At 60.8% G+C, this 18,530-nt stretch carries 16 protein-coding genes and 4 pseudogenes; 10 read left to right on the top strand and 10 right to left on the bottom strand.

Going from position 1 to position 18,530, the window contains the following annotated elements; genetic code table 11:
* Nucleotides 1-304: 304 nt before the first annotated feature.
* Together OUZ49_RS20635 and OUZ49_RS20630 are read right to left on the bottom strand one after the other, a co-directional pair.
* Nucleotides 305-1,288: an alpha/beta fold hydrolase gene (locus tag OUZ49_RS20635; protein ID WP_266152508.1), complete on the bottom strand. Its 984-nt coding sequence runs from the start codon at nt 1,286-1,288 to the stop codon at nt 305-307.
* A 109-nt stretch (nt 1,289-1,397) separates the two neighbouring features.
* Nucleotides 1,398-2,270 (bottom strand): alpha/beta fold hydrolase, encoded by an 873-nt coding sequence (locus tag OUZ49_RS20630; RefSeq protein WP_266152507.1) that lies wholly within the window; start codon nt 2,268-2,270, stop codon nt 1,398-1,400.
* A gap of 429 nt (nt 2,271-2,699) precedes the next feature.
* Here OUZ49_RS20630 and OUZ49_RS20625 point away from each other — a divergent pair, with 429 nt between their 5' ends.
* Complete coding sequence (locus tag OUZ49_RS20625) at nt 2,700-3,797, top strand: GlxA family transcriptional regulator (protein WP_266152506.1); 1,098 nt, start codon at nt 2,700-2,702, stop codon at nt 3,795-3,797.
* 228 nt (nt 3,798-4,025) lie between these two features.
* On the opposite strand, the gene OUZ49_RS20620 is transcribed toward OUZ49_RS20625, so the two are convergent.
* Together OUZ49_RS20620 and OUZ49_RS20615 are read right to left on the bottom strand one after the other, a co-directional pair.
* The gene (locus OUZ49_RS20620; RefSeq protein ID WP_266152505.1) at nt 4,026-4,805 is read right to left on the bottom strand and encodes a hypothetical protein; all 780 of its coding nucleotides are present in this window, start codon (nt 4,803-4,805) and stop codon (nt 4,026-4,028) included.
* A gap of 605 nt (nt 4,806-5,410) precedes the next feature.
* Nucleotides 5,411-5,698, bottom strand: coding sequence for a hypothetical protein (locus tag OUZ49_RS20615; RefSeq protein ID WP_266152504.1), 288 nt, complete (start codon nt 5,696-5,698; stop codon nt 5,411-5,413).
* Nucleotides 5,699-6,106: 408 nt separating this feature from the next.
* On the opposite strand from OUZ49_RS20615, the gene OUZ49_RS20610 reads away from it, so the two are divergent.
* Nucleotides 6,107-6,721 carry an HAD family hydrolase gene (locus OUZ49_RS20610; RefSeq protein WP_266152503.1) on the top strand — a complete coding sequence of 205 codons (615 nt, stop codon included), beginning with the start codon at nt 6,107-6,109 and terminating at the stop codon, nt 6,719-6,721.
* Between the two features lie 143 nt (nt 6,722-6,864).
* On the opposite strand, the gene OUZ49_RS20605 is transcribed toward OUZ49_RS20610, so the two are convergent.
* Both OUZ49_RS20605 and OUZ49_RS20600 read right to left on the bottom strand, forming a co-directional pair.
* Nucleotides 6,865-7,947, bottom strand: a complete 1,083-nt coding sequence (locus OUZ49_RS20605; protein ID WP_266152502.1) for a sigma-70 family RNA polymerase sigma factor — start codon at nt 7,945-7,947, stop codon at nt 6,865-6,867.
* Nucleotides 7,948-7,958: 11 nt separating this feature from the next.
* Nucleotides 7,959-8,705: an SDR family NAD(P)-dependent oxidoreductase gene (locus tag OUZ49_RS20600; RefSeq protein ID WP_266152501.1), complete on the bottom strand. Its 747-nt coding sequence runs from the start codon at nt 8,703-8,705 to the stop codon at nt 7,959-7,961.
* A 344-nt stretch (nt 8,706-9,049) separates the two neighbouring features.
* Between OUZ49_RS20600 and OUZ49_RS20595 the strand changes: the two genes are divergently transcribed.
* The 4 genes from OUZ49_RS20595 to OUZ49_RS20580 all read left to right on the top strand — a co-directional run bounded on the left by OUZ49_RS20595 (nt 9,050) and on the right by OUZ49_RS20580 (nt 11,364).
* Nucleotides 9,050-9,268: a hypothetical protein gene (locus OUZ49_RS20595; protein ID WP_266152500.1), complete on the top strand. Its 219-nt coding sequence runs from the start codon at nt 9,050-9,052 to the stop codon at nt 9,266-9,268.
* Between the two features lie 122 nt (nt 9,269-9,390).
* Nucleotides 9,391-9,885, top strand: a complete 495-nt coding sequence (locus tag OUZ49_RS20590) for a nuclear transport factor 2 family protein (RefSeq protein WP_266152499.1) — start codon at nt 9,391-9,393, stop codon at nt 9,883-9,885.
* 72 nt (nt 9,886-9,957) lie between these two features.
* Nucleotides 9,958-10,944 carry a TolB family protein gene (locus OUZ49_RS20585; RefSeq protein ID WP_266152498.1) on the top strand — a complete coding sequence of 329 codons (987 nt, stop codon included), beginning with the start codon at nt 9,958-9,960 and terminating at the stop codon, nt 10,942-10,944.
* 93 nt (nt 10,945-11,037) lie between these two features.
* On the top strand, nt 11,038-11,364 hold the full coding sequence (locus tag OUZ49_RS20580; protein WP_266152497.1) for a nucleoside triphosphate pyrophosphohydrolase family protein: 327 nt from the start codon (nt 11,038-11,040) through the stop codon (nt 11,362-11,364).
* A gap of 105 nt (nt 11,365-11,469) precedes the next feature.
* Here OUZ49_RS20580 and OUZ49_RS20575 read toward each other — a convergent pair.
* Nucleotides 11,470-11,628, bottom strand: a pseudogene (locus OUZ49_RS20575) (IS30 family transposase); the annotation flags it as partial.
* A gap of 113 nt (nt 11,629-11,741) precedes the next feature.
* On the opposite strand from OUZ49_RS20575, the gene OUZ49_RS20570 reads away from it, so the two are divergent.
* The 3 genes and pseudogenes from OUZ49_RS20570 to OUZ49_RS20560 all read left to right on the top strand — a co-directional run.
* The gene (locus tag OUZ49_RS20570; RefSeq protein WP_266152496.1) at nt 11,742-11,936 is read left to right on the top strand and encodes a hypothetical protein; all 195 of its coding nucleotides are present in this window, start codon (nt 11,742-11,744) and stop codon (nt 11,934-11,936) included.
* A 44-nt stretch (nt 11,937-11,980) separates the two neighbouring features.
* Nucleotides 11,981-12,237, top strand: a pseudogene (locus tag OUZ49_RS20565) (transposase); the annotation flags it as partial.
* Nucleotides 12,238-12,370: 133 nt separating this feature from the next.
* Nucleotides 12,371-12,649 (top strand): annotated as a pseudogene (locus OUZ49_RS20560) (LpxL/LpxP family acyltransferase); the annotation flags it as partial.
* Nucleotides 12,650-12,740: 91 nt separating this feature from the next.
* Here the strand turns inward: OUZ49_RS20560 and OUZ49_RS20555 are convergent.
* The 3 genes from OUZ49_RS20555 to OUZ49_RS20545 all read right to left on the bottom strand — a co-directional run bounded on the left by OUZ49_RS20555 (nt 12,741) and on the right by OUZ49_RS20545 (nt 18,282).
* Nucleotides 12,741-15,002 carry a S53 family peptidase gene (locus OUZ49_RS20555; RefSeq protein WP_266152495.1) on the bottom strand — a complete coding sequence of 754 codons (2,262 nt, stop codon included), beginning with the start codon at nt 15,000-15,002 and terminating at the stop codon, nt 12,741-12,743.
* A 330-nt stretch (nt 15,003-15,332) separates the two neighbouring features.
* On the bottom strand, nt 15,333-17,585 hold the full coding sequence (locus OUZ49_RS20550) for a S53 family peptidase (RefSeq protein WP_266152494.1): 2,253 nt from the start codon (nt 17,583-17,585) through the stop codon (nt 15,333-15,335).
* Nucleotides 17,586-18,006: 421 nt separating this feature from the next.
* On the bottom strand, nt 18,007-18,282 hold the full coding sequence (locus OUZ49_RS20545) for a hypothetical protein (protein ID WP_266152493.1): 276 nt from the start codon (nt 18,280-18,282) through the stop codon (nt 18,007-18,009).
* Nucleotides 18,283-18,335: 53 nt separating this feature from the next.
* Here OUZ49_RS20545 and OUZ49_RS20540 point away from each other — a divergent pair.
* Nucleotides 18,336-18,515 (top strand): annotated as a pseudogene (locus OUZ49_RS20540) (IS21 family transposase); the annotation flags it as partial.
* Nucleotides 18,516-18,530: the final 15 nt, after the last annotated feature.

The raw sequence follows: 18,530 nt of genomic DNA, 5'->3' as shown, positions 1-18,530 counted from the left end.
CGACTAGCTCATCGTGGCCCGGCACCGCCCTGCGGTGCAGCATCTAGAGGCCGGATATACGTGTGCAGTCGACACGGACGCCAGAGCTAGGGGATGCTTGGCAAAGGAGAGGAGTCCATATACGGACGTTAGCGTCAATCCGTGCAACCGCATATAAGTCGCTGACGCTTCCACATTCTTGACTGCGTTGCTGATCGTCAAAGCCATGGCGGGCGAGGCGTTCGCCCGCTTGTTGCCCTCGCGAACGATGGCTTGAGTGTCGGCATGGCGGAGTGTGGTACGCCATGCCGACTAAGCGAGTTGCCTATCCCTTGAGGAACGAGAGGATGTCGCTATTAATCTGCTCGGCGTTGGTCGTCGGCATGCCGTGCGGAAACCCCGGGTAGATCTTAAGGGTCGCGTTCCGCAAAAGCTCGGCGGAACGAACCCCCGCGTCCTTGTAGGGAACGACTTGGTCGTCATCCCCATGCAGGACCAAGGCCGGCTGCTGGATCTGCCTGAGGTCTTCGGTGAAGTCGGTTTCGGAGAACGCCTTGATGCAGTCGTACTGGGCTTTCGTGCCTCCCATCATGCCCTGGCGCCACCAGTTTCGAATGATGCCTTCTGATGCCTTTGCGCCGGCTCGGTTGTACCCGTAAAACGGGCCAGTGGGGATGTCGAGATAAAATTGTGAGCGGTTGGCCAGGTATTGTTTGCGGAGGCCATCGAAGACCTCCAGCGGCGTACCTTCGGGATTGCTCTTGGTCTTGACCATGATGGGAGGTACGGCGCTGATCAACACGATTTTTGCCGTCCTGTCCCTCCCATGCTTCGCTGCGTAGTGAACTACTTCTCCTCCACCCGTTGAATGGCCGATGTGGATCACATCCTTGAGGTCAAGCGCACCCGTCAGCGCCGCGAGATCGGCGGCATAGTGATCCATGTCGTTGCCTTCATCGGTCTGAGTCGACCGACCATGGCCTCGGCGATCGTGCGCGATCACGCGATAGCCGTGGCTGAGGAAAAACATCATCTGCGCATCCCAATCATCCGCAGAAAGCGGCCAGCCGTGACTAAAGACGATCGGCTGACCGGCGCCCCAGTCTTTGTAATAGATCTCAACACCGTCCGGCGTCACGACCTTCCCACTGGCGCGGCGTGCGCTATGAGTTGTGGTTTGCGATCCGTGCGAGGGCGCAGTCGCCGCGATGGCTGATGCGAGTGGCATGGTCATGGATACCGCGGCGGCGGCTCCAGTACCCGCCAGTACTTTCCGACGCGTCTGGTCAATGTGCTCATCAGTGCTCATCAGAGGGTCTCCCTTCGATAGTTAGGGGTGCGGCAGGGACGAACTGAGTGCTTTCTGGCTTGGGTGTCGATGGGCACATTCGCGTGCCCATCGCGGGGGTGCGGCATATCTAAGACACGTTTGCGATGAAGCTCACGATGGCATCGACACAGAACTGCGGTTCCTGATGGTGAGGGCCATGTCCTGCCTGCGGTACGACGAGTAGATGAAAGGATCGCCAACTTGGAATCATCTCGAACCAGTTGCGCACCGGAAACACGATTTCATGGTCTCCGGATATGACCAGTATGGGAGTCGGCGTGATGGCAAGCGCGTCCCGGTAGCCGCCGCGATCAACGAACAATTCGTCGCTTGGGGCTTCACCAGCTTGGAGAAGCCTCAGATAGGTTTCCTCCGGGACAACCGGACTTCTGTCCGAGGCGATGCGCTTTGCAATGCGAGCGTTCGAGGCCTTGGCTGCCATCCGGCTGCGTTCCGATGCAGGCTCAAAGAACAGCACCGTTTCGTCATCCAGATCATTGTCGAATTTCAATGCACGTTCGAAAAAGACCTGCTCGGGCCCATGCGAGAGTTTCCCGGGAGGGCACGTGCCAATGAGGACGAGCTTTCGGACCCGGTCAGGGTGAGTAATGGCCACCACCTGTGCTGCGTGCCCGCCGAGGGACCATCCTGCGAGGAAGAACCTCTGAATCCCCAGTGCATCCGCCAGATCGACGGCGTCCTGTGCGAGCGCACGCGGATCGTAATTTGCTTCGCCGGTCGATCGTCCCAAACCGGAATAATCGAACGTAATTACGCGAAACGATCTGGAAAGAGCGTCGAGGAACGCGGGATCCCATACGTCCAGTACGCCGCGGAAGCGCACACAAAGGATCAGTGGTTCGCCCGACCCCAAAACTCGATAGGCCAGCTTCCGGCCTTTGCTCTCCACAAACTGCGTTGGCGTATCGATGGCAGTGGGGGTGTAAGTGGTTGCGGACACTGAGCTTCTCCGGTGGTTGGATGAATCGGGTGTTTCCGGTTTTGCCTCGCCTGGCGTGTCTGGCGAAGTAACGGCAGTCTGCCGATGAATCTGGCGCATCCAGGCGGGTGGTACCCGATTCCTCGCCGCAATGGGTTTGTCTCCGCACGACGGCGAATGGACGGCTCTTTCCTGCCTGGCTCGTACCTGCGAGCGAACCGGTAACGACAGGCCGTTACCCCAATCCTTATAGAAGAGGCGGGCGCCGTCAGGCATCTCGGTGCCCGCGCTGCCACCGTTGGCTTCCTTGAAGCGGTCTTGAGCCATATGATCAGCACGCTCTGGGAGTGAACTCTCCAGCCCTTTCCGCAGGCGGCCCGCCATCCATCGGTGAGCAGACGGGTGAGGCTGCTGCAGGCGATGGGCCTTCCTACACTAGGAAATCACGGTATGCTCGCCAGACCCCCTCAACAACTGTCAAATTCGACAAATAGCCGTGCCAAAACGGACACGGCAATGAAGGGGTTTCCGGAGATCGGTATCGTTTGTGATGCGGGAACATCGCAGACAGGCCTGCACGGACTCACTGAGCTTTTCCGTTATGCAGGGGACATCGCGGCCCGAACACAGGGCGGCCAAACCACACTTCCTCTACGCATTTCGCACTGGCGGAGTGGAACTGATCATGCCGTTCATTGCACCTACGACAGCCATCCAGGCACGGAACAACGGCCTGTAGCCTTGGTGCTGCCAGGCAACTTGCAGGCGACTCTCAGTTCGGCCCACGACCAAGTGCTTGGGGACTGGCTGCACCAGAAGCATGCGGTGGGCGTCATCATTGCGGCTGTATGTGGCGGCGTTTTCCTCCTCGCGCGCACAGGTCTGCTAAACGGGCGGCAGGCAACCACGCACTGGGCGTTGCGCGAGCAATTCGCGAAGGAATTCCCGAATGTTCCGATCGAAACCGATTACATGGTCATCGACTACGGAGATGTGGTGACGGCCGGTGGTGTTCTTGCGTGGACCGACCTTGGACTCCGTCTGGTCGAGCGACTACTTGGCGCGGCCGTCATGCTTGAAACGGCGCGATACATGAATGTCGATCCGCCAGGTCGTGAGCAGCGCTTCTACAGCAGTTTCGATCCCCGGCTAACGCACGGCGACAAGGCCATCATAAAAGTCCAGCGTTGGCTCGTGGGGCGAAGCGAAGGAGCGGATCCAGTGACCCAGCTTGCGAAAATCGCGTGCCTCGAGCAAAGGACATTCCTTCGTCGCTTCGTCAAAGCGACCGGTATGAAGCCCCTTGAGTATCAGCAACAGGTGCGCATTTCCCGGGCGCGAGAAATGCTCCAGTTTGGACGATCGAGCGTCGATCAAGTTGCACGTGCAGTTGGCTACGAAGACACAGGGGCCTTTAGACGGGTCTTCAGACGAATTGTCGGCCTGACACCCTCCGACTATCGCCGCCGATTCTCGGTCCAGGGACTCGAGTCCAATGGGCTCGATCGGGAGGACCTCCATGCGGGATTGATGCGCAAGAATGGCTGATCAGAATTTTGGGGCGTTCGGTTTGAACGCCCATAGCGTGCTGAAACGGCCGGTTGAATCCGCAACCCATAGCAGACCTTAGATGCAGTGTTCATTGGCATGAATCCCATCCGGCGATTGCGTGCAAGGCGGCCATCTGTGCGCTGCGCATGGCGCAGGCACGCAATGAGGCCGGTGTAGTGGGTAGTTACCTTGACTTTGTGTGAGCAGTTCGTTGGTATCTGGTGGCTACTGCTGCTCTCGAAATAGAACCGTAACTGGTTGCCCTGCAAGGTCGACGACGGCGCTGAATTCCGCAGGCTTCGACTTGTCCCGTTTAGGGAGAGAAAACTTCACATCGCCTGCCAGCGATTGGCTGGGGTCAATGGTATTTGCCTTGAGCGCCCTGTCCTCAAGGCTCTTGTGCGCATAGTCGATGTTCGCTTGCTGTTGTTGGGCAAGGGCCTGGTTCTGGGCGTTGGCATTTTCTTTTGCCATTTCCGCCGCAGTCGCGTTGTAATTGCTGCCGTAGTAGGTGCCAGTGGAGTTGGCAGTGGCGCGGACGGTACCTGCGGGTCCATAAGCCGACGCGGTTGCGGTCCCACTGTAGGTGCCATAGCTACTCTCGTGCCCCGCATTGTTGGCATTCATGTTGTTCGCAGCCATTGCAAAGGCGGCGCCGATGCTCGACCAGCGTTCTTGCCTTTTGAGCTCTGCTATTCGGTCCCTGTATGACATGACGGGGAGGGGCGTCCCATTGGAGCTTGCCGTGATGGATGTTTCAGTAAAGTTGAAAGATGCCTGGCTCAGATTCGTCACGCCGACAAAAAGAAGTGCCGATTTTGAGTCGTTGGGGACGTACGCAATCTGAAGCGCCGCGCTGCTCGTCTGTGTGGCAAGGTAGGCAGCGCCATTGGCATACCTCACCTGTTGCCCCTCTGTCGGGACGGGAACAAAAATCCGCTCAGTCGCGTGTGCCGAGATGGCCACGAGACAAGAAACCAGGATGCTGTACACGCGCATTTTCATACCCTCCACGCCACTCTTTCAGGCGTTTTTCATGGACATGATGCGGTCACGTTTTCCCAATTTCTGTTCCCTACCTTACAAAGTGCGGGCTCTGAGTCGCCGAGCGTAACTACACCGACGTTCTTGGCTGATGGGTTTTCGGCTACTCGCGCGACGGCGGGTTGTTTCCAAGTCGCAATTTGCAACGGAGTGAGCCGGGTCGATGTGGTGTCGGTGACCGCACAGTAAGGTCCGCTCCCGACCCCAAACGGACCTAAGGAGGATCGCCTCGACCTGTCATGGAAAGCTGGGCCTGGGAAGAGACGAATACCCGGTATTGAGCTTGGCCTCAATGTTGACGATCCATATGTAGTACTCAACTTCAAGGCGATAGCGCTCTTCGGCGATGACATCGCAGCAGAGTCGCCATCCGGGCCCTATGTCCCTCGTCAAGGACTCGAGCTCGGATCTGATTCGATTTTGAGCGTCGATTACCCGTTCTCGCACCTGCCTGGCATCCATTGCACGCTCTCTATGGTTGGCAGTCGTCAACGCCAGTCCCGGTCCACAAAAGCCACCGCGCACGCGGCCGGCCCAACGTAGACGTTTACTGCAGCGTCGTGACCTCATGACATGCGGATGCCTGATGGGAAGGCATATATCCTGGCGGTCGTTGCTCGGTTGCTCGAAGCCTTTTGCGAAGCGAGCACCAGGTTATGCACCGACAGCAGTTCGCAGACCTTTACCCTTACCAGGTCTCTCTGGTCGGGAGGGACCCTCGCCTTGATCACATTGGCGCGCTCAAGAAACTCGACCCAGGCTTTTACATTCCCGGTCGACTGCAGCATGCGCGGAACCAGGTGGTCTCCCAGCCTTCCAATCTCTTCCTCGATTTCCTTCCAGGTCAAACGCATCACAAAGTCTCCAGCGCCTCAGTCGCCACGATGAATGTTAGCGATCTAACGGGACAGGCGATCACCACTCGCCGACGCGTGGAGTGTGGCTCGCCGACTTGAAGGGGGGTATGAACATCGCCTCTCCCGTCATAAGACGTCCGACAACACCGATTTGGAAATCCTGCCACACAGGTGCGCATCGCCTTGGGATTGGGCAGCCAATTCTCGCCATCGATTTCGACCGCCGTGCTCAAGCCAGATCGGTGCCAACAGCGGCGAATATTCCGTAAGATCGCCTTGGGGCCACTCCGATTAGACTGCAGCGCCGAGCCGCACGATCAAGGCGCAGTCGTTTGTCGGGGTCCCGTCTTTCGCTATCGAAACTGCATCCCATAGCCGGTGCGCCACTAAAGGAACTCGCGGTAGATGGATCTTGCGCTGTTCGATTTTGATGGGACGATCACGGATCGGGAGACCATGCCGGAATTCATGCGCGCCGCGGTTCGGCCGCATCGTCTCTGGCTCGGCAGCGTCCTCCTCCTTCCCTTAATCGTTGGCTACAAGGGCCGGCTCGTCTCCGGCACGCTGGTCCGGAAGGCGATTTGCCGCTTCGGCTTCTGGCATATCCCCGTGCATGAGTTGGAGACGCACGGCCGACGCTTCGCTCGGGATGTGCTGCCCGCCACGCTGCGCCCAGAGGCCATGGAACGGATCACCTGGCACAAGCGCCGGGGCGACACCGTCGTGGTGGTTTCGGGCGGCCTGGATCTGTATCTGGGTCATTGGTGCCAGGAGCACGATATCGAGTTGCTGTGCTCGGCGCTTGAGCAGCGTGCAGGGCGCTTCACCGGCCGCTACCGTGGCCGCCAGTGTGTTCGCGAAGAGAAGGCGCGCCTGGTGCTGGAGCGCTTTCCGCTTTCCCAGTTCTCCCGCGTGTTCGCTTATGGCGATACCTCTGAGGACCGTGAGCTGCTGGCCCTGGCCCACGAGCCGTACTACCGCTGGCAACGGTTGTCCGCGTCGCATGTTGAACTTGGATGATCTACTGAACGGTTTGGCAGTGAGGGCTCACTACTGAGGACAATGTGCGCTCCCGTCCCGGAGCGGAGATTGCGCGATACGACTCAGGAAACGCAGACAGATCGCAGGGGCGGTGCGAGTAGCGCCTGCCGCGCGTCGGGCGGCTAGGCGGTGCGGTCGGTGTCTGTGAGGGCGAGCGGAAGTCCAAAAGCCTTGAACAGGTCAGGGGCGGTGGGCTTCACGAACAAGGTGAGCGATGCAATCGCATCCTGTTCAAGGGTGAGCAGATGGAGAGAGTGCGCCTCCCACGCTGCATCGGCTGACCGACGCGAGTAGAGCGCAAAGGCGGGTTGGCGATTCGCCGCCGTGGGAAGCAGGCGGAAATCGAGATAGTGCTTCCAGGCCCAGTCGAAGAACCGATGAATGCTGTCCCTCCCTGCATACCACTGGGGTTGCGGAGGCATGGTGTAGACCGCCTCCTCCCTGAGCAGGGCGACAAAGCCATCCAGGTCCCGTTCCTCCCAAGTGCGCACATAGCGAGCGAGCAGTGCCTGCTGCCCGGGATTGGACGCCGAGGCGACGGGCGGGCGCCCATCGGGGTAGCGCCGGGCGAGCGTCTCGCGCGCCCTTTGCCTGGCACTGTTGACCGACGCGGTAGTGCCCCCAAGCAGCGCGGCTGCTTCCAGCGTGGACCAGCCAAGCACGTCGCACAGCAGCAGCGTGGCGCGCTGGCGCGGCGGCAGTTGCTGGATGACGGCGACAAACGCCAGCTGCACCGCTTCGCGGGACGAGTAGCGCACCTCAGGGCTGGGGGCGTCATCGGCGATGCCCTCCAGATAAGCGTCCGGATAGGGCTCGATCCAGGACGCCTCGGCGGGAGGCTTGCCATCGGGCATCTGGTTGGTGGCAGGCACCTTCTGGTCGGGCAGCAGGCGTGGCCCGTGCTTGCGGCTGGCGATGGCGTCGAGACAGGCGTGGGTGGCAATCCGGTAGAGCCACGCCCGCAGCGGTGCACGTCCCTCGAAACTGGCGAAGTTGCGCCAGGCGCGCAGATAAGTCTCCTGCACGAGGTCTTCCGCCTCGTGCAGGGAGCCGAGCATGCGATAGCAATGCAGCCGGAGTTCACGCCGGAACGGCTCGGCAAGTTGCTCGAAGGTCTGGTTCGCGTGCGTCATGCCGTGCTTCTCGTTGGATGTTTGCGGCCCTGAAACGGGCGTCGACATGGATTCCGGAATGAGCGTCTGCATGATGAGGGCCCTCAGGGCAGGGCTTCAAGGCCCGTGCCCGAGAGGAGAAACGCCTTGCCCCGGGCCACGTCAGGCTGGGTTGCCAGTTCAATCGCGGCTGCGGCCGCATCGGCGCACGAGGGCGGCGTTCCCATGCTGCCAATGAAATCCTCGACCGGAATGCCCAGGTAGCGTGAATAGCCAGCGGCGGCATATTTGCCAAGTGCCGTGTCCGGCATGATGCGCGGCGCGAGTGCAACGAAGCGCAGGCCCAGCCCAAGCCGGTCGGATTCCTTCTGGGCATAGCTCGCGATGAACATCTGCGTACGCTTGGCGCCTGCGTACCCTCCGGAAATCGGTGAGCCGCCGATGGCGGCACCGCTGGAAACCAGCACGATCGATGCGCCCGCCCGTAATGGCAGCGAAAGCACCGCCTTGCAGAAGTGAAACGCGATCTTGACGTCCGCTTCCCAATTGATCGCGAACTCACGCCAACTGAGTTCATGCAGGGGCGCTGCAGGTGGAAAGGCGCCGCCACAGATCACCAGGATATCGGGCTGAAGCACGTCGAACACCTTCGACGGTGCGTCCTCGTACGTCGCGTCGAGGGAAAGGGTTTCTACGCCTGGACAATCCCGCACCAACTGCCTTAGCGGTTCATCCTGACGCGCCACGGCGAGCACACGCCCACCCTCACGTGCCACCGTTTCCACAATCTCCCTACCCACGCCACGGCTGCCGCCGATCACGACCACGTTTTTTCCCGTCAAACCAGACATAAGTCCTCCCGTTGCCCAAGGGGCATGTTTCAGTCTCATCCATAGGACGGGCGCGGAGGCGAAAATTCATCGGTGGTGGCTGGCTCGGTTCCGATGTGAGGATGAGCGAGAGATGGCGCAATCCGGGGTAGGTTGCCCCAGGAGCGCGCCGTCGGCGCGCTTGGAGCATCTGCGCCCGAGCCAAAGCAATTGTTACAAGGGAGAAGGGCGGGGCGCTCCAATCGTAGGGACGCGGCGGCGGTACTCGGATTGGCGGGGCAAAGCGCAGCTTCCGACTCTCGGATGATTGCGCCGCTTTTTGAATCAGGCGACGATGTGACATCGAGAATAAAGGGGGATTGAACATGTCACGGAACTCCGTTTCGATCTGGTCCGAAGAGGCACCGGACGGCCGGTTCGTTGGGTGCTATCGCATCCTGCATCAAGGCATACAGATCGCCCAGGATCGGACCACTCGGGCTTATGCGACAAGGAATGAGGCGGAAGAAGCCGCACGAAGCGTGGCGAGCCTCGCCATGGATAACCGCAGCAACGCTGATTTCGCCTCGCCCCAGGGATTCTGAGGTTGCGAAAGCGCCCAGTAGAAAAAGCAAAAACCGGCGTCAGAGTGCAATTATTTCAAGAAAGTGCACTCTGACCCTGGTCTCCAAAGCTGCCACTCAAATTTCATGACAGGGAGTCACCTATGTGCAACCGTTTCGGGCAGATCGTAGCGATCGGCTTTGCCGCGTTGTTCGCCGTATCCATCGCGCGAGCCGACACAGCGCCGGTCACCCCAATGCCCGTCGGTGCGGCACTCACCACGACGATTGTCGCTTTAGACAGTGCGGTATTTGACGCCTATAACCGCTGCGACCTTGAAGCCTTTGGACGCTATATCGCGCCAGACATCGAGTTCTATCACGACAAAGGCGGCCTGACCCGGGGGCGCGCCAAGCTGGTTGAAAGCATCAAGAATGCGATTTGCGGAAAATTGCGTAGGGAGTTGGTGGCCGGCAGCTTGGAGGTCTACCCCGTCAAGGATTTTGGCGCGGTGGAGATCGGCACCCATCGCTTTTGCGACCTGAGTACTGGTCGGTGTGATGCAGTCGCCCGCTTCATTCACTTGTGGGAATACAGCAACGGATCCTGGCAAATCACGCGCGTGATTAGTTACGACCATCACGCGTTGGGGGCGTAAATCCGTGCAAGTCTGCTTCCGACCCAAAGCGGTCTGGACGCTTCAAAAAGGTTCGTGAGAGGTCTGAGTCTGGTGAATGTTGCACGTCGGTTTTCTCAAGACGGTTTGCGCCCGTTGCGGCGATTTTCATGGTTAGTGTCGCTGCCACTCGGCCTGGCGCTACTGCCATGCACCGCTTTTGCGTGGCAGGACGATCCCAAGGTCACTATCGCCACAGATGACCCGGATGGCGCGGATTACGGGCCACAGTTTTCCGCGGACAATCAGCGGCTAATTTTCGAGCGAAGCCCGCTGCGCGGCGGGAGGGCAGAGGCGTACGAGGTGCCAATTCATGGGGGCAAGCCGACGCGGTTCACTAAGGATCAGCTGCCCGTCTCGCAAACGCGCTTGCGCTGGTCAGCCACGGCAAACAGGATCGCCTTCACAGGAATCGACGGGCAGGGCACCATCTCCACTTGGCTTATGGAGGCGGACGGTACACGCGCTCGGCCCGCCTACCCGCCCGACGGTATCCATACCTTTTACCCGTCCTGGTACGCAGATGGTACGAAGCTCATTGAGCTCGACGGAGACAAGAACATGCTTCGGCGGGTCGATCTAAAAAGCGGCAAGTTCGAGCCGCTGGTCACCACCCCCAAGTTGCTCACCGGTATGGCATCGGTGTCTCCCGACGGAAAATGGATCGCCGTTGCCGCGCAAAAGGATGCGGGGCAGCGCTACAACCAAACCCATAACGAGGTCTGGATTATTTCCGCAGAGGGCGATGCTCATCCGCTCGAGGTGGCAGGCATGCAGGGGCGAGCACCTACATGGTCGCCTGACGGCACGCGGCTCCTGTTCGAAAGCAATCAGGGAAGCCCCGTACCCCTGCTTTACGCCATCTTCGTGGCCGATAAAGACGGCAGCCATCTTCAGCGACTCACTCCTTTTGACTGGAATGCCCAGCACCCCGTGTGGTCCCCGGACGGCAAATGGATTGCCTTCTCCGCCAGGCTTGAGAAAGCGATCGGCTTTGGCCCGGGCATCGTTGTCATGGCAGCGCCGGCCGTCCGCGAGTGATGGTTTGCCATAGGATCCGGCTTGCGACACGAAGCAGACCTTAGTGAGCGCCTTAGTCGCCGCTCGTTTATCCAGGTGTTAGGTGCAATCAACATGAATTTCAGCGATCTTGAAAAGTCAGCGCTACAGCTAAACGAGCTCTACGAGCAGCTTGAGATCAAGAGATGGGGGCGGATCTGGACGACAGGAGAACTTGCGCTTGGTTTTGTGGGGGACGTAGGCGATCTAGCAAAACTGATCCAGGCAAACGCTGGCATCCGGGATATTGATGACTGCAAGGCTAAACTTGGCCATGAATTGTCGGACTGCTTATGGTCGATTATGGTCCTCGCAAATAAGTGTGGCATTGACCTAGAGGCAGAATTCGTCAGAAACACCAGAGAGCTAGTCCAATACGTATCTGGTGAGCTGAGCGCCTAACCAAAGGTACACAGCGACGAATACGGCGCCGCGTTACGTCACCAAACTCGCGCGCGAACACGTGCGTTGGATGCGATGATCAAAGGACGGCTGCGGACCTTGCATCGGTCGTATGCCACCGGTCTCAGCGAGTATCCGACGCACCGCCGAGTGGTGCCGATCAAACAGCTTGGCGATCTCGTGCAACGACTCCCCAAGCTGCCAGCGGTCCCACATCACCGCCTTCTGAGTCACTGTGTAATGGATCCGTGGTCGTTGGGCCATTGCCACACACCTCCTGCTGCCGCAGTCTAGGGGTGTTGCAACGACCGGTTGAATCCGCAACCCAAAGCGGACATGCCGCAGTTGCAAATTGACCAGCATGCACGGAGTCCAGCATGACCGGCGCTGACGACCAGTTTCAGATGTGGTTGATGGATATGGATGAGGCCATCGAGAGACTTCGCCACTCGGTCTCAAAGGATGTTGCGAAGGCGCTAGATTTCACGCCGGAGTCTCTGATCACTCTAGAGAGCGTTGTTCTAGCCAAATACGGCTGCATCGACGAGCGACGTTCCCACGCTTTTGAGTAGCACGGCGATTTGGAGTCCAATCCCCCAACTGACGGAGATTGGACGTGAAGAAGCGTTTTACCGAAGAGCAGGTCATTGGCTTCCTGCGTGAGGCGGAAGCCGGCGTGGCAATGAAGGATCTATGCCGCAAGCACGGCTTCAGGAAGCCTCGTAATACCTGTGGCGCAGCAAGTTCGGCGGCATGACGGTGCCCGAGGCCAAGCGGCTTAAGGAGTTGGAGGCGGAGAACGCCCGGCTGAAGAAGCTCCTGGCCGAGTCAATGCTGGAGAACGAGATCACCCGCGAGGCATTGCGAAAAAAGTGGTGACCGCACCGGCGCGACGGTTGCTGTTGCTGCTGGTCCTCGATCGGCCGTGCAATGCCGTCCGCGCACAAGCGTGGTTGTGGCCTCGAAATTTGCGACTGTCGCAAATTTGGCGGTGAAGAAGATGCCCTTCGGCGTGCCGGCGGCCACCATCACCGCCACCCACCACCTGGCCCGGCTGTCCGGCGCGCTGGTGGTCCCGTTCTACCATCGCCGCCTGCCCGGCAACGACGGCTACGTGCTGCGCCTGGGTGCGCCGCTGGCGCAGTTCCCGAGCGGCGATGTGCTCGACGACACCGCGCGCGTCAATGTGTGCATCGAGGACATGGTGCGCGCCGCGCCGGAGCAGTACCTGTGGGGGCACAAGCGTTTCAAGACGCGTCCCGAGGGCAGTCCTTCCATCTACTGACCCGTGCAGCCGATGACGGCCAACCTGGACAGCCGGGCGGTCGAGCTGGGGAGCATCCCCGGCAAGCGCCGGGGATGCCCTGTGGCCAGGATTAATGGACGTTGAGGTAGGCCTTCCATGCATTGAGCAGGTTCAGCGCGTTCACCGAGCCGAGGCCGGTGGCAAAGCTCCAGCCCGGGCGTGCGACATACGCTTCGGTGGTAGCGTTGTACGTGCTCGGGGAGGTGGACGTCAGGCCCTCCGTGAGCCCGCCGGACAACTGGCCGTAGAAGAAGCAGTCGGGCGTGGCCACGTAGGGCATCTGCTGCACGCACTGCGTCGAGATGCTGCCGCGTGTGATGTTGTGGAACACGCAAGCGGCCGCCTTCTTCTTGTCGCTGTCCGCGCTGCAGACATCCAGGCTTTCCGGCGGCTTTTTCTGCTGGGCGCTGCCGAACTCCTGGGCAGCCAGCGCATACAGCGCGGGCGCGGCGTTGCCCTGGTTGGCTGGCAGCCCCTTGGCGGTGAGGCCCTGGTCAATCAGTGCCTGGATGCCGGCGAACATCGGCGCAGAGAGCGACGTGCCACCCTCGAGCGCGGTGCTGCCGGTGAAGTTCGGCGTGCAGGGCTCGTAGTACGTGCAAATGACCGCCCAGGTATAGCCGCCATAGGAGCCACCGAACAGGGCCACATCCGGCACGTCGCGCGACTGGTCATTGGCTGCGTTATAGACCAGCTTCTGCCATGCCGGCTTGGCATCTACCGACGAAGGGCCGCCGCTGCCCGCTTCCGAGGTCAGGTAGACGCCGTAGGGATCCAGCTTCATGGAGAGCTGGCAGAAGGCAATGGTGTTGGCAAAGCCAAGCGACTTGGCCGCCACTTCGTTGCCGCACGACATGTTCCACGGAATCTCCGGCACGTACGACAATGCCGAGCCGTATTGCGCATTGATGGTCGAGCTGAAGTACGAGGCGGTGGTGCCGTCCAGGATGTCGGCGGTATCCGTGCCGCCCACCACCGTGTCGTGCGGCGACGTACCAAACGCGTTCGCGTCGACGCCGGCACCGTTGATGACCCAGCCGTTGAAGCTCGGGTTGGAACCCGAGTCGCCGCTCGATACGAACACCGAGATGCCTTCCGCGTCCGCCTGCGCCCACATCGCGTCGATCGCCGTCTTGCTGGCGGCATCCGTGTAGCCCTCGCCATAGCCGTAGCTGGCGCTGATGATGTTGGGCCGGCTCGCGCCATTGATCAGGTTGGTCGCCGCGGTGAACACACCACCGAAGAAGTTATTGGAGTTGGAGTCATCGCAACTGGCCAGCCAGATGTTGGCGCCCGGCGCCATCGCCGTGGACCACTCGGCGTCGAGCAGCGCCTCGACGTCGTCTTCCGGATAGTTGGCGGCCGGATCCATGCAGTTCGTGAACCCCGTCGCCTGGGGCTGGAACTGCTGGAAGCTGCCACCATAGCTGGCAAGGCCGAACTGACTCACGAAATTGCTCCAGTCGGAGGGCTGCATCGAATTGTCCTCGACGAGGGCAATGGTGATGCCGCTGCCGGTGATACCGGCCGAGTACAACTGATCGGTGCCGTACATCTTGCTCATGTCGTACGGCACGAGGCCGCGCGATCCATTGGCGTAAACCGACATGGGATTGGCGCCCGCCGCTGAACTCGCATCCTCCTTGAGCTTGAACTTCCGCGTGGCGGCGTCGAACTGACCAATCTTCTTCGCCTCATGTTGCGGTTGCGGATGAATGTCGTTGAGGCCAGCCACGCCAACCACGACGCCCTTCAATGCGGAAGGCACGCTGATGTCGGTGGCATTGGCGATGTGCGTGGCCTTGTTGATCTCGTAGCGGTTCATCGAGGTATGGAACGCGCGCTTGACCTGCCCGGCATTGCCGCTGAAATCGATCTGCAGCTTGTTCGGGTATACGCCGTTCACGATAAAGCCCTGCGAGCGGAGCCATGCCGTGGTGGCGGTGATATCGGCGTCGGCCACGCCAAATGCCTGGCCGAACTGCTCGGGCGTCACCCACTGGTGGAACTTCGGCGACTTCGGATCATGCTGGGCGGCGATCAACGCATCCAGCGCGGCCTGGCGCTGGGGACTGCGCTGCAGCACAAGGTGCATATGGTTCATGGGTGAGGCGTCGTCCACACCCTGGGTGGGAGCGGAGCTTTCGACGATCGCCAGGTGGGTTTTCTGCAGCGTCGATACCGTATGGTTGTCGACCGTCTGCGTCACCCTGGGTGCCTCGGCCGTATCGAGGTCTGCCAGGGCAGGATTATTCTGCGCCGCCGCCACGGCCGGCAGTCCCGCGAGGGCCAGGCTAATCGCCGCAGACAGGTACAGGTGCTCGGTTCTCATGAAACGTCTCCTTGGATAGGTACGTTGAAAACAAGCCAGATCCCCCTGTGTCGGTTACCGCCACCGCATGAAGCCGCATGACCTCCTTCGAATCGCGTTGTTGGAAGACAAGACGCGTCCGTCGCGTCCGTCGCGTCATCGCCTCGACGGCACGCTCGTATGCATTGGAAAAGCACTCCCTGAACTTCAGGCGAAAGACGGCTGACGACGCCTGTTCGCCATGACACCCCGGATCCACGGATCCATCTGCCCGATGACGGCCATCCCGCGTGCGCAAGCCGTCAAGGGAAGAGCATCCCCGGCACATGCCGGGGATGCCGTGCGCGAGATTTACTTGAGATAGGCCTGCCAGGCCCAGAGCAGGTTCTGGGCGTTCACCGAGCCAAGACCGGCGGCAAAGCTCCAGCCCGGCCGGGCGGCATATGCCTCGGTGGTCGCGTTGTAGGTGGTGGAATCGGTGGAGGTCAGGCCAAACTCCCACGGGTATTGCCAACCCGGCGTCGACGCGTAGATGTAGCAATCGGGCGTGACCGTGAACGGCGGCTGCTGCCAGCACTGCGTCGCGATGCCGCCGCGCGTGATGTTGTGGAACACGCAGCCGCGTGCCTCCTTGGGGTCGCTGTCCGCATTGCAGACTTCAAGCCCCTGCGGCGGCTTTTTGCCATCGGCGCTGCCGTACTCCTGTGCAGCCAACGCATACAGCGTGGGAGCCGCGTTGCCCTGGTTGGCCGGCAGGCCGGCGGCGGCGAGACCCTGGTCGATCAAGGCCTGGATGCCGGCGAACATCGGCGCGGACAGCGAGGTGCCACCGACAGACGCCGTGGGGGCGACGAAGTTTGGCGAGCAGGGTTCGTTAGTCGTGCAGATGATCGCCCAGGTGTAGCCACCGTAGGAGCCGCCAAACAGGACCACATCCGGCACGTCGCGCGACTGGTCGTTGGCCGTGTTGTACACCAGCTTCTGCCATGCCGGTTTGGCATCCACCGACGAAGGGCCGCCGCTGGACGCTTCGGAGATCCCGACCGGGTATTCGCCTTGGAAACCGGGCTGCTCATAGGCCTTGCACATGGCAATGGCGTTGGCATAACCCAGCGACTTGGCCGCCACTTCGTTGCCGCACGACATGTTCCACGGAATCTCCGGCACGTACGACAGGGCCGAGCCGTACACGGAGTTGTAGTTCGAACTGAAGAAGGACGCGGTGCTGCCATCGAGGATGTCGGCGGTGTCGGTGCCGCCAACCACGGTGTCGTGGGGCGAGGTGCCGAGGGCATTGGCGCCAACGCCCTCACCCATGATGGTCCCTCCGTTGAAATCCGGGTTGGAACCCGAATCGCCGCTCGATATGAACACCGAGATGCCTTCGGCATCGGCCTGCGCCCATAGAGCGTCGATCAGCACCTTGCTGCCCGGGTCCACGCGCAGCTCGCTGACGCCGTAGCTCATGCTGATGATGTTGGGCCGGTTGGCGCCATTGATCAGGTTGGTCGCCGCGACGAATTCGCCCGGCCAGGCGGGGGTGTCAGTACACGTGGCCACCCAGACGTTGGCACCCGGCGCCAGACCGGTGGCCCACTCCGCGTCGAGCACCGTTTCGCCGGCATCGCTACCGTTGCCCGGATCTTCGCAGGTGGTGAAGCCCGCAGCCTGGGGCTGGAACTCCTGGAAGGTGCCGCCATAGCGGAAGAGGCCGAACTGGTTCGCGAAGTTGTACCAGTCGGAGGGCTGCATGCCGGCGTTTTCGACCACGGCGATGTTGATGCCCTTGCCGGTGATGCCGGCCGCCAGCAGCTGGTCGGTGCCGTACATCTTACTCATGTCGTAGGGCACCAGGCCGCGAGCACCGCTGGGAATGGCCGACGCCATGGGGCTGTCGCCCGCGGCCGCGGTGTTGTTCTGTTTGAAGGTCCTGGTGGAAGCATCGAACTGCCCGACCATCTTCGGCACATGCTGCGGCTGCGGATGGATATCGTTGAGGCCGGCCACGCCAGCAACGACACCCAGCAGCGCCGAGGGCACGCTGATGTCCGAGGCGTTGGCAACGTGCGTGGCGCCATCGATGGTGTAGCGGTTCATCGACGTATGGAACGCGCGCCTGACCTGCCCAGCGTTGCCGCTGAAGTCGATCTCCCGCTTGTTTGGGTACACGCTGTTGACGGTGAAACCCTGCGAGCGCAGCCATGCGGTAGTGGCGGCGATATCGGCGTCCGCTACACCAAAGGCCTGGCCGAATTGCTCAGGCGTCACCCACTGGTGGAATTTCGATGACTTCGGATCGTGCTGTGCGGCGCTCAATGCCTCCAGCGCGGCCTGACGCTGCGCGCTGCGCTGCAGGACCAGATGCAGGTGGCTCATCGGTGTGGCGTCGTCCACGCCCTGGATGGGCGTCGATCGGTCCACGACCGCCAGGTGGGTGTGTTGCAGTGCTGATACCGCACGGTTGTCGACCGTCCTGGTCACTCGCGGTGCTTCGGCCGTGTTCAGGCCAACCAGCGCGGCGTTGCTCTGCGCCGCCGATACAACCGGAATCCCTGCGAGGGCCAAGGCAATGGCCCCGCACAGGTACAAGTGCCCGCTCTTCATGAAAACGTCTCCCGAGAAAGTTCCGTTAACAACAAGCCAGTTCCCCCTGTGTTCGTTACCGCTGCCGCGTGGGTCCGCCTCCCCTCCCTTCGAATCCCGTTGTTGAAAGACAAAGCGCGTCCGTCGCGCCATCGCCTCGATGGCACGCGCGTATCCACTGAAAACAAGTCCCCAAACACGAAGCGAAAGGCAGCCACCAACACCTATTCGCGATGACGTTTTAAACGTCAAGTCGAGCATAGGACCGGCGGAAGCGCCGCAGCAATGACAGCGCTGTCAAAATGCGGACTTCGTCAGCAAACCATCACCAAACTTAAATAAATCATCGTGTTATGCCGCCGACTTGAATTTTGGTGGCAACCGCAAGCATGACCATGTCCGCGCAATTTCATTCGCCGAAACTGACGGATTGACGCGCCGTTCACGGCTCGATGGCTTGGTGGCGCGGGATGCTTGTGAAGAAGGAATTTCCGTCGATGCAGGAAATCGCGCCTGTCACAATCACATTCATAAACGCACCCTGAATGGCCGCACGTTCCATGCAGCACGCGTATTGCATGCGCCGCCGGATGTTTGCCGCTTCATCGACCGCTTCCGTGTGCGCCGCGTGATTCCGCGACACGAGCGTCATGAAGTGAACCACGACTGTTGAGTTCCATCGGAAACTGAGCTGCTTCGGCCAGGATTTTTCGTCCAAATTTGAGCCACCTCCCACCACCCTCCGCTCACCACCCGAGCGGGAGCTAAGGAGTGATCGACGTGGCCCTACTGAGGGTCATCCGACGCGGGCACCTGCGTGACCAGATCTCGATCCGGGAGATCGCCCGGCGCACCCAACTGTCGCGCAACACCATCACCAAGTACCTGGCGAGCGGCGAGGTGTCGCCGCGCTACCCCATGCGCAAGAGTCCCAGCCAGCTCGACCCGTATGCGCATGACAACCCT

The organism is Dyella halodurans (assembly GCF_026283925.1).
Lineage (GTDB): Bacteria > Pseudomonadota > Gammaproteobacteria > Xanthomonadales > Rhodanobacteraceae > Dyella > Dyella halodurans.
Note: the sequence above shows the minus strand (reverse complement) of the source record. Positions and strands in the feature narration are given on the sequence as shown.

Excerpts from the sequence above, each read along its gene's own strand:
- OUZ49_RS20620 (WP_266152505.1), bottom strand. The coding sequence starts at position 4,805 with ATGAAAATGCGCGTGTACAGCATCCTGGTTTCTTGTCTCGTGGCCATC.
- OUZ49_RS20570 (WP_266152496.1), top strand. The coding sequence starts at position 11,742 with ATGACCGGCGCTGACGACCAGTTTCAGATGTGGTTGATGGATATGGAT.
- OUZ49_RS20555 (WP_266152495.1), bottom strand. The coding sequence starts at position 15,002 with ATGAGAACCGAGCACCTGTACCTGTCTGCGGCGATTAGCCTGGCCCTC.
- OUZ49_RS20595 (WP_266152500.1), top strand. The coding sequence starts at position 9,050 with ATGTCACGGAACTCCGTTTCGATCTGGTCCGAAGAGGCACCGGACGGC.
- OUZ49_RS20610 (WP_266152503.1), top strand. The coding sequence starts at position 6,107 with ATGGATCTTGCGCTGTTCGATTTTGATGGGACGATCACGGATCGGGAG.
- OUZ49_RS20635 (WP_266152508.1), bottom strand. The coding sequence starts at position 1,288 with ATGAGCACTGATGAGCACATTGACCAGACGCGTCGGAAAGTACTGGCG.
- OUZ49_RS20600 (WP_266152501.1), bottom strand. The coding sequence starts at position 8,705 with ATGTCTGGTTTGACGGGAAAAAACGTGGTCGTGATCGGCGGCAGCCGT.
- OUZ49_RS20580 (WP_266152497.1), top strand. The coding sequence starts at position 11,038 with ATGAATTTCAGCGATCTTGAAAAGTCAGCGCTACAGCTAAACGAGCTC.
- OUZ49_RS20550 (WP_266152494.1), bottom strand. The coding sequence starts at position 17,585 with ATGAAGAGCGGGCACTTGTACCTGTGCGGGGCCATTGCCTTGGCCCTC.
- OUZ49_RS20590 (WP_266152499.1), top strand. The coding sequence starts at position 9,391 with ATGTGCAACCGTTTCGGGCAGATCGTAGCGATCGGCTTTGCCGCGTTG.
- OUZ49_RS20615 (WP_266152504.1), bottom strand. The coding sequence starts at position 5,698 with ATGCGTTTGACCTGGAAGGAAATCGAGGAAGAGATTGGAAGGCTGGGA.
- OUZ49_RS20625 (WP_266152506.1), top strand. The coding sequence starts at position 2,700 with ATGCTCGCCAGACCCCCTCAACAACTGTCAAATTCGACAAATAGCCGT.
- OUZ49_RS20605 (WP_266152502.1), bottom strand. The coding sequence starts at position 7,947 with ATGCAGACGCTCATTCCGGAATCCATGTCGACGCCCGTTTCAGGGCCG.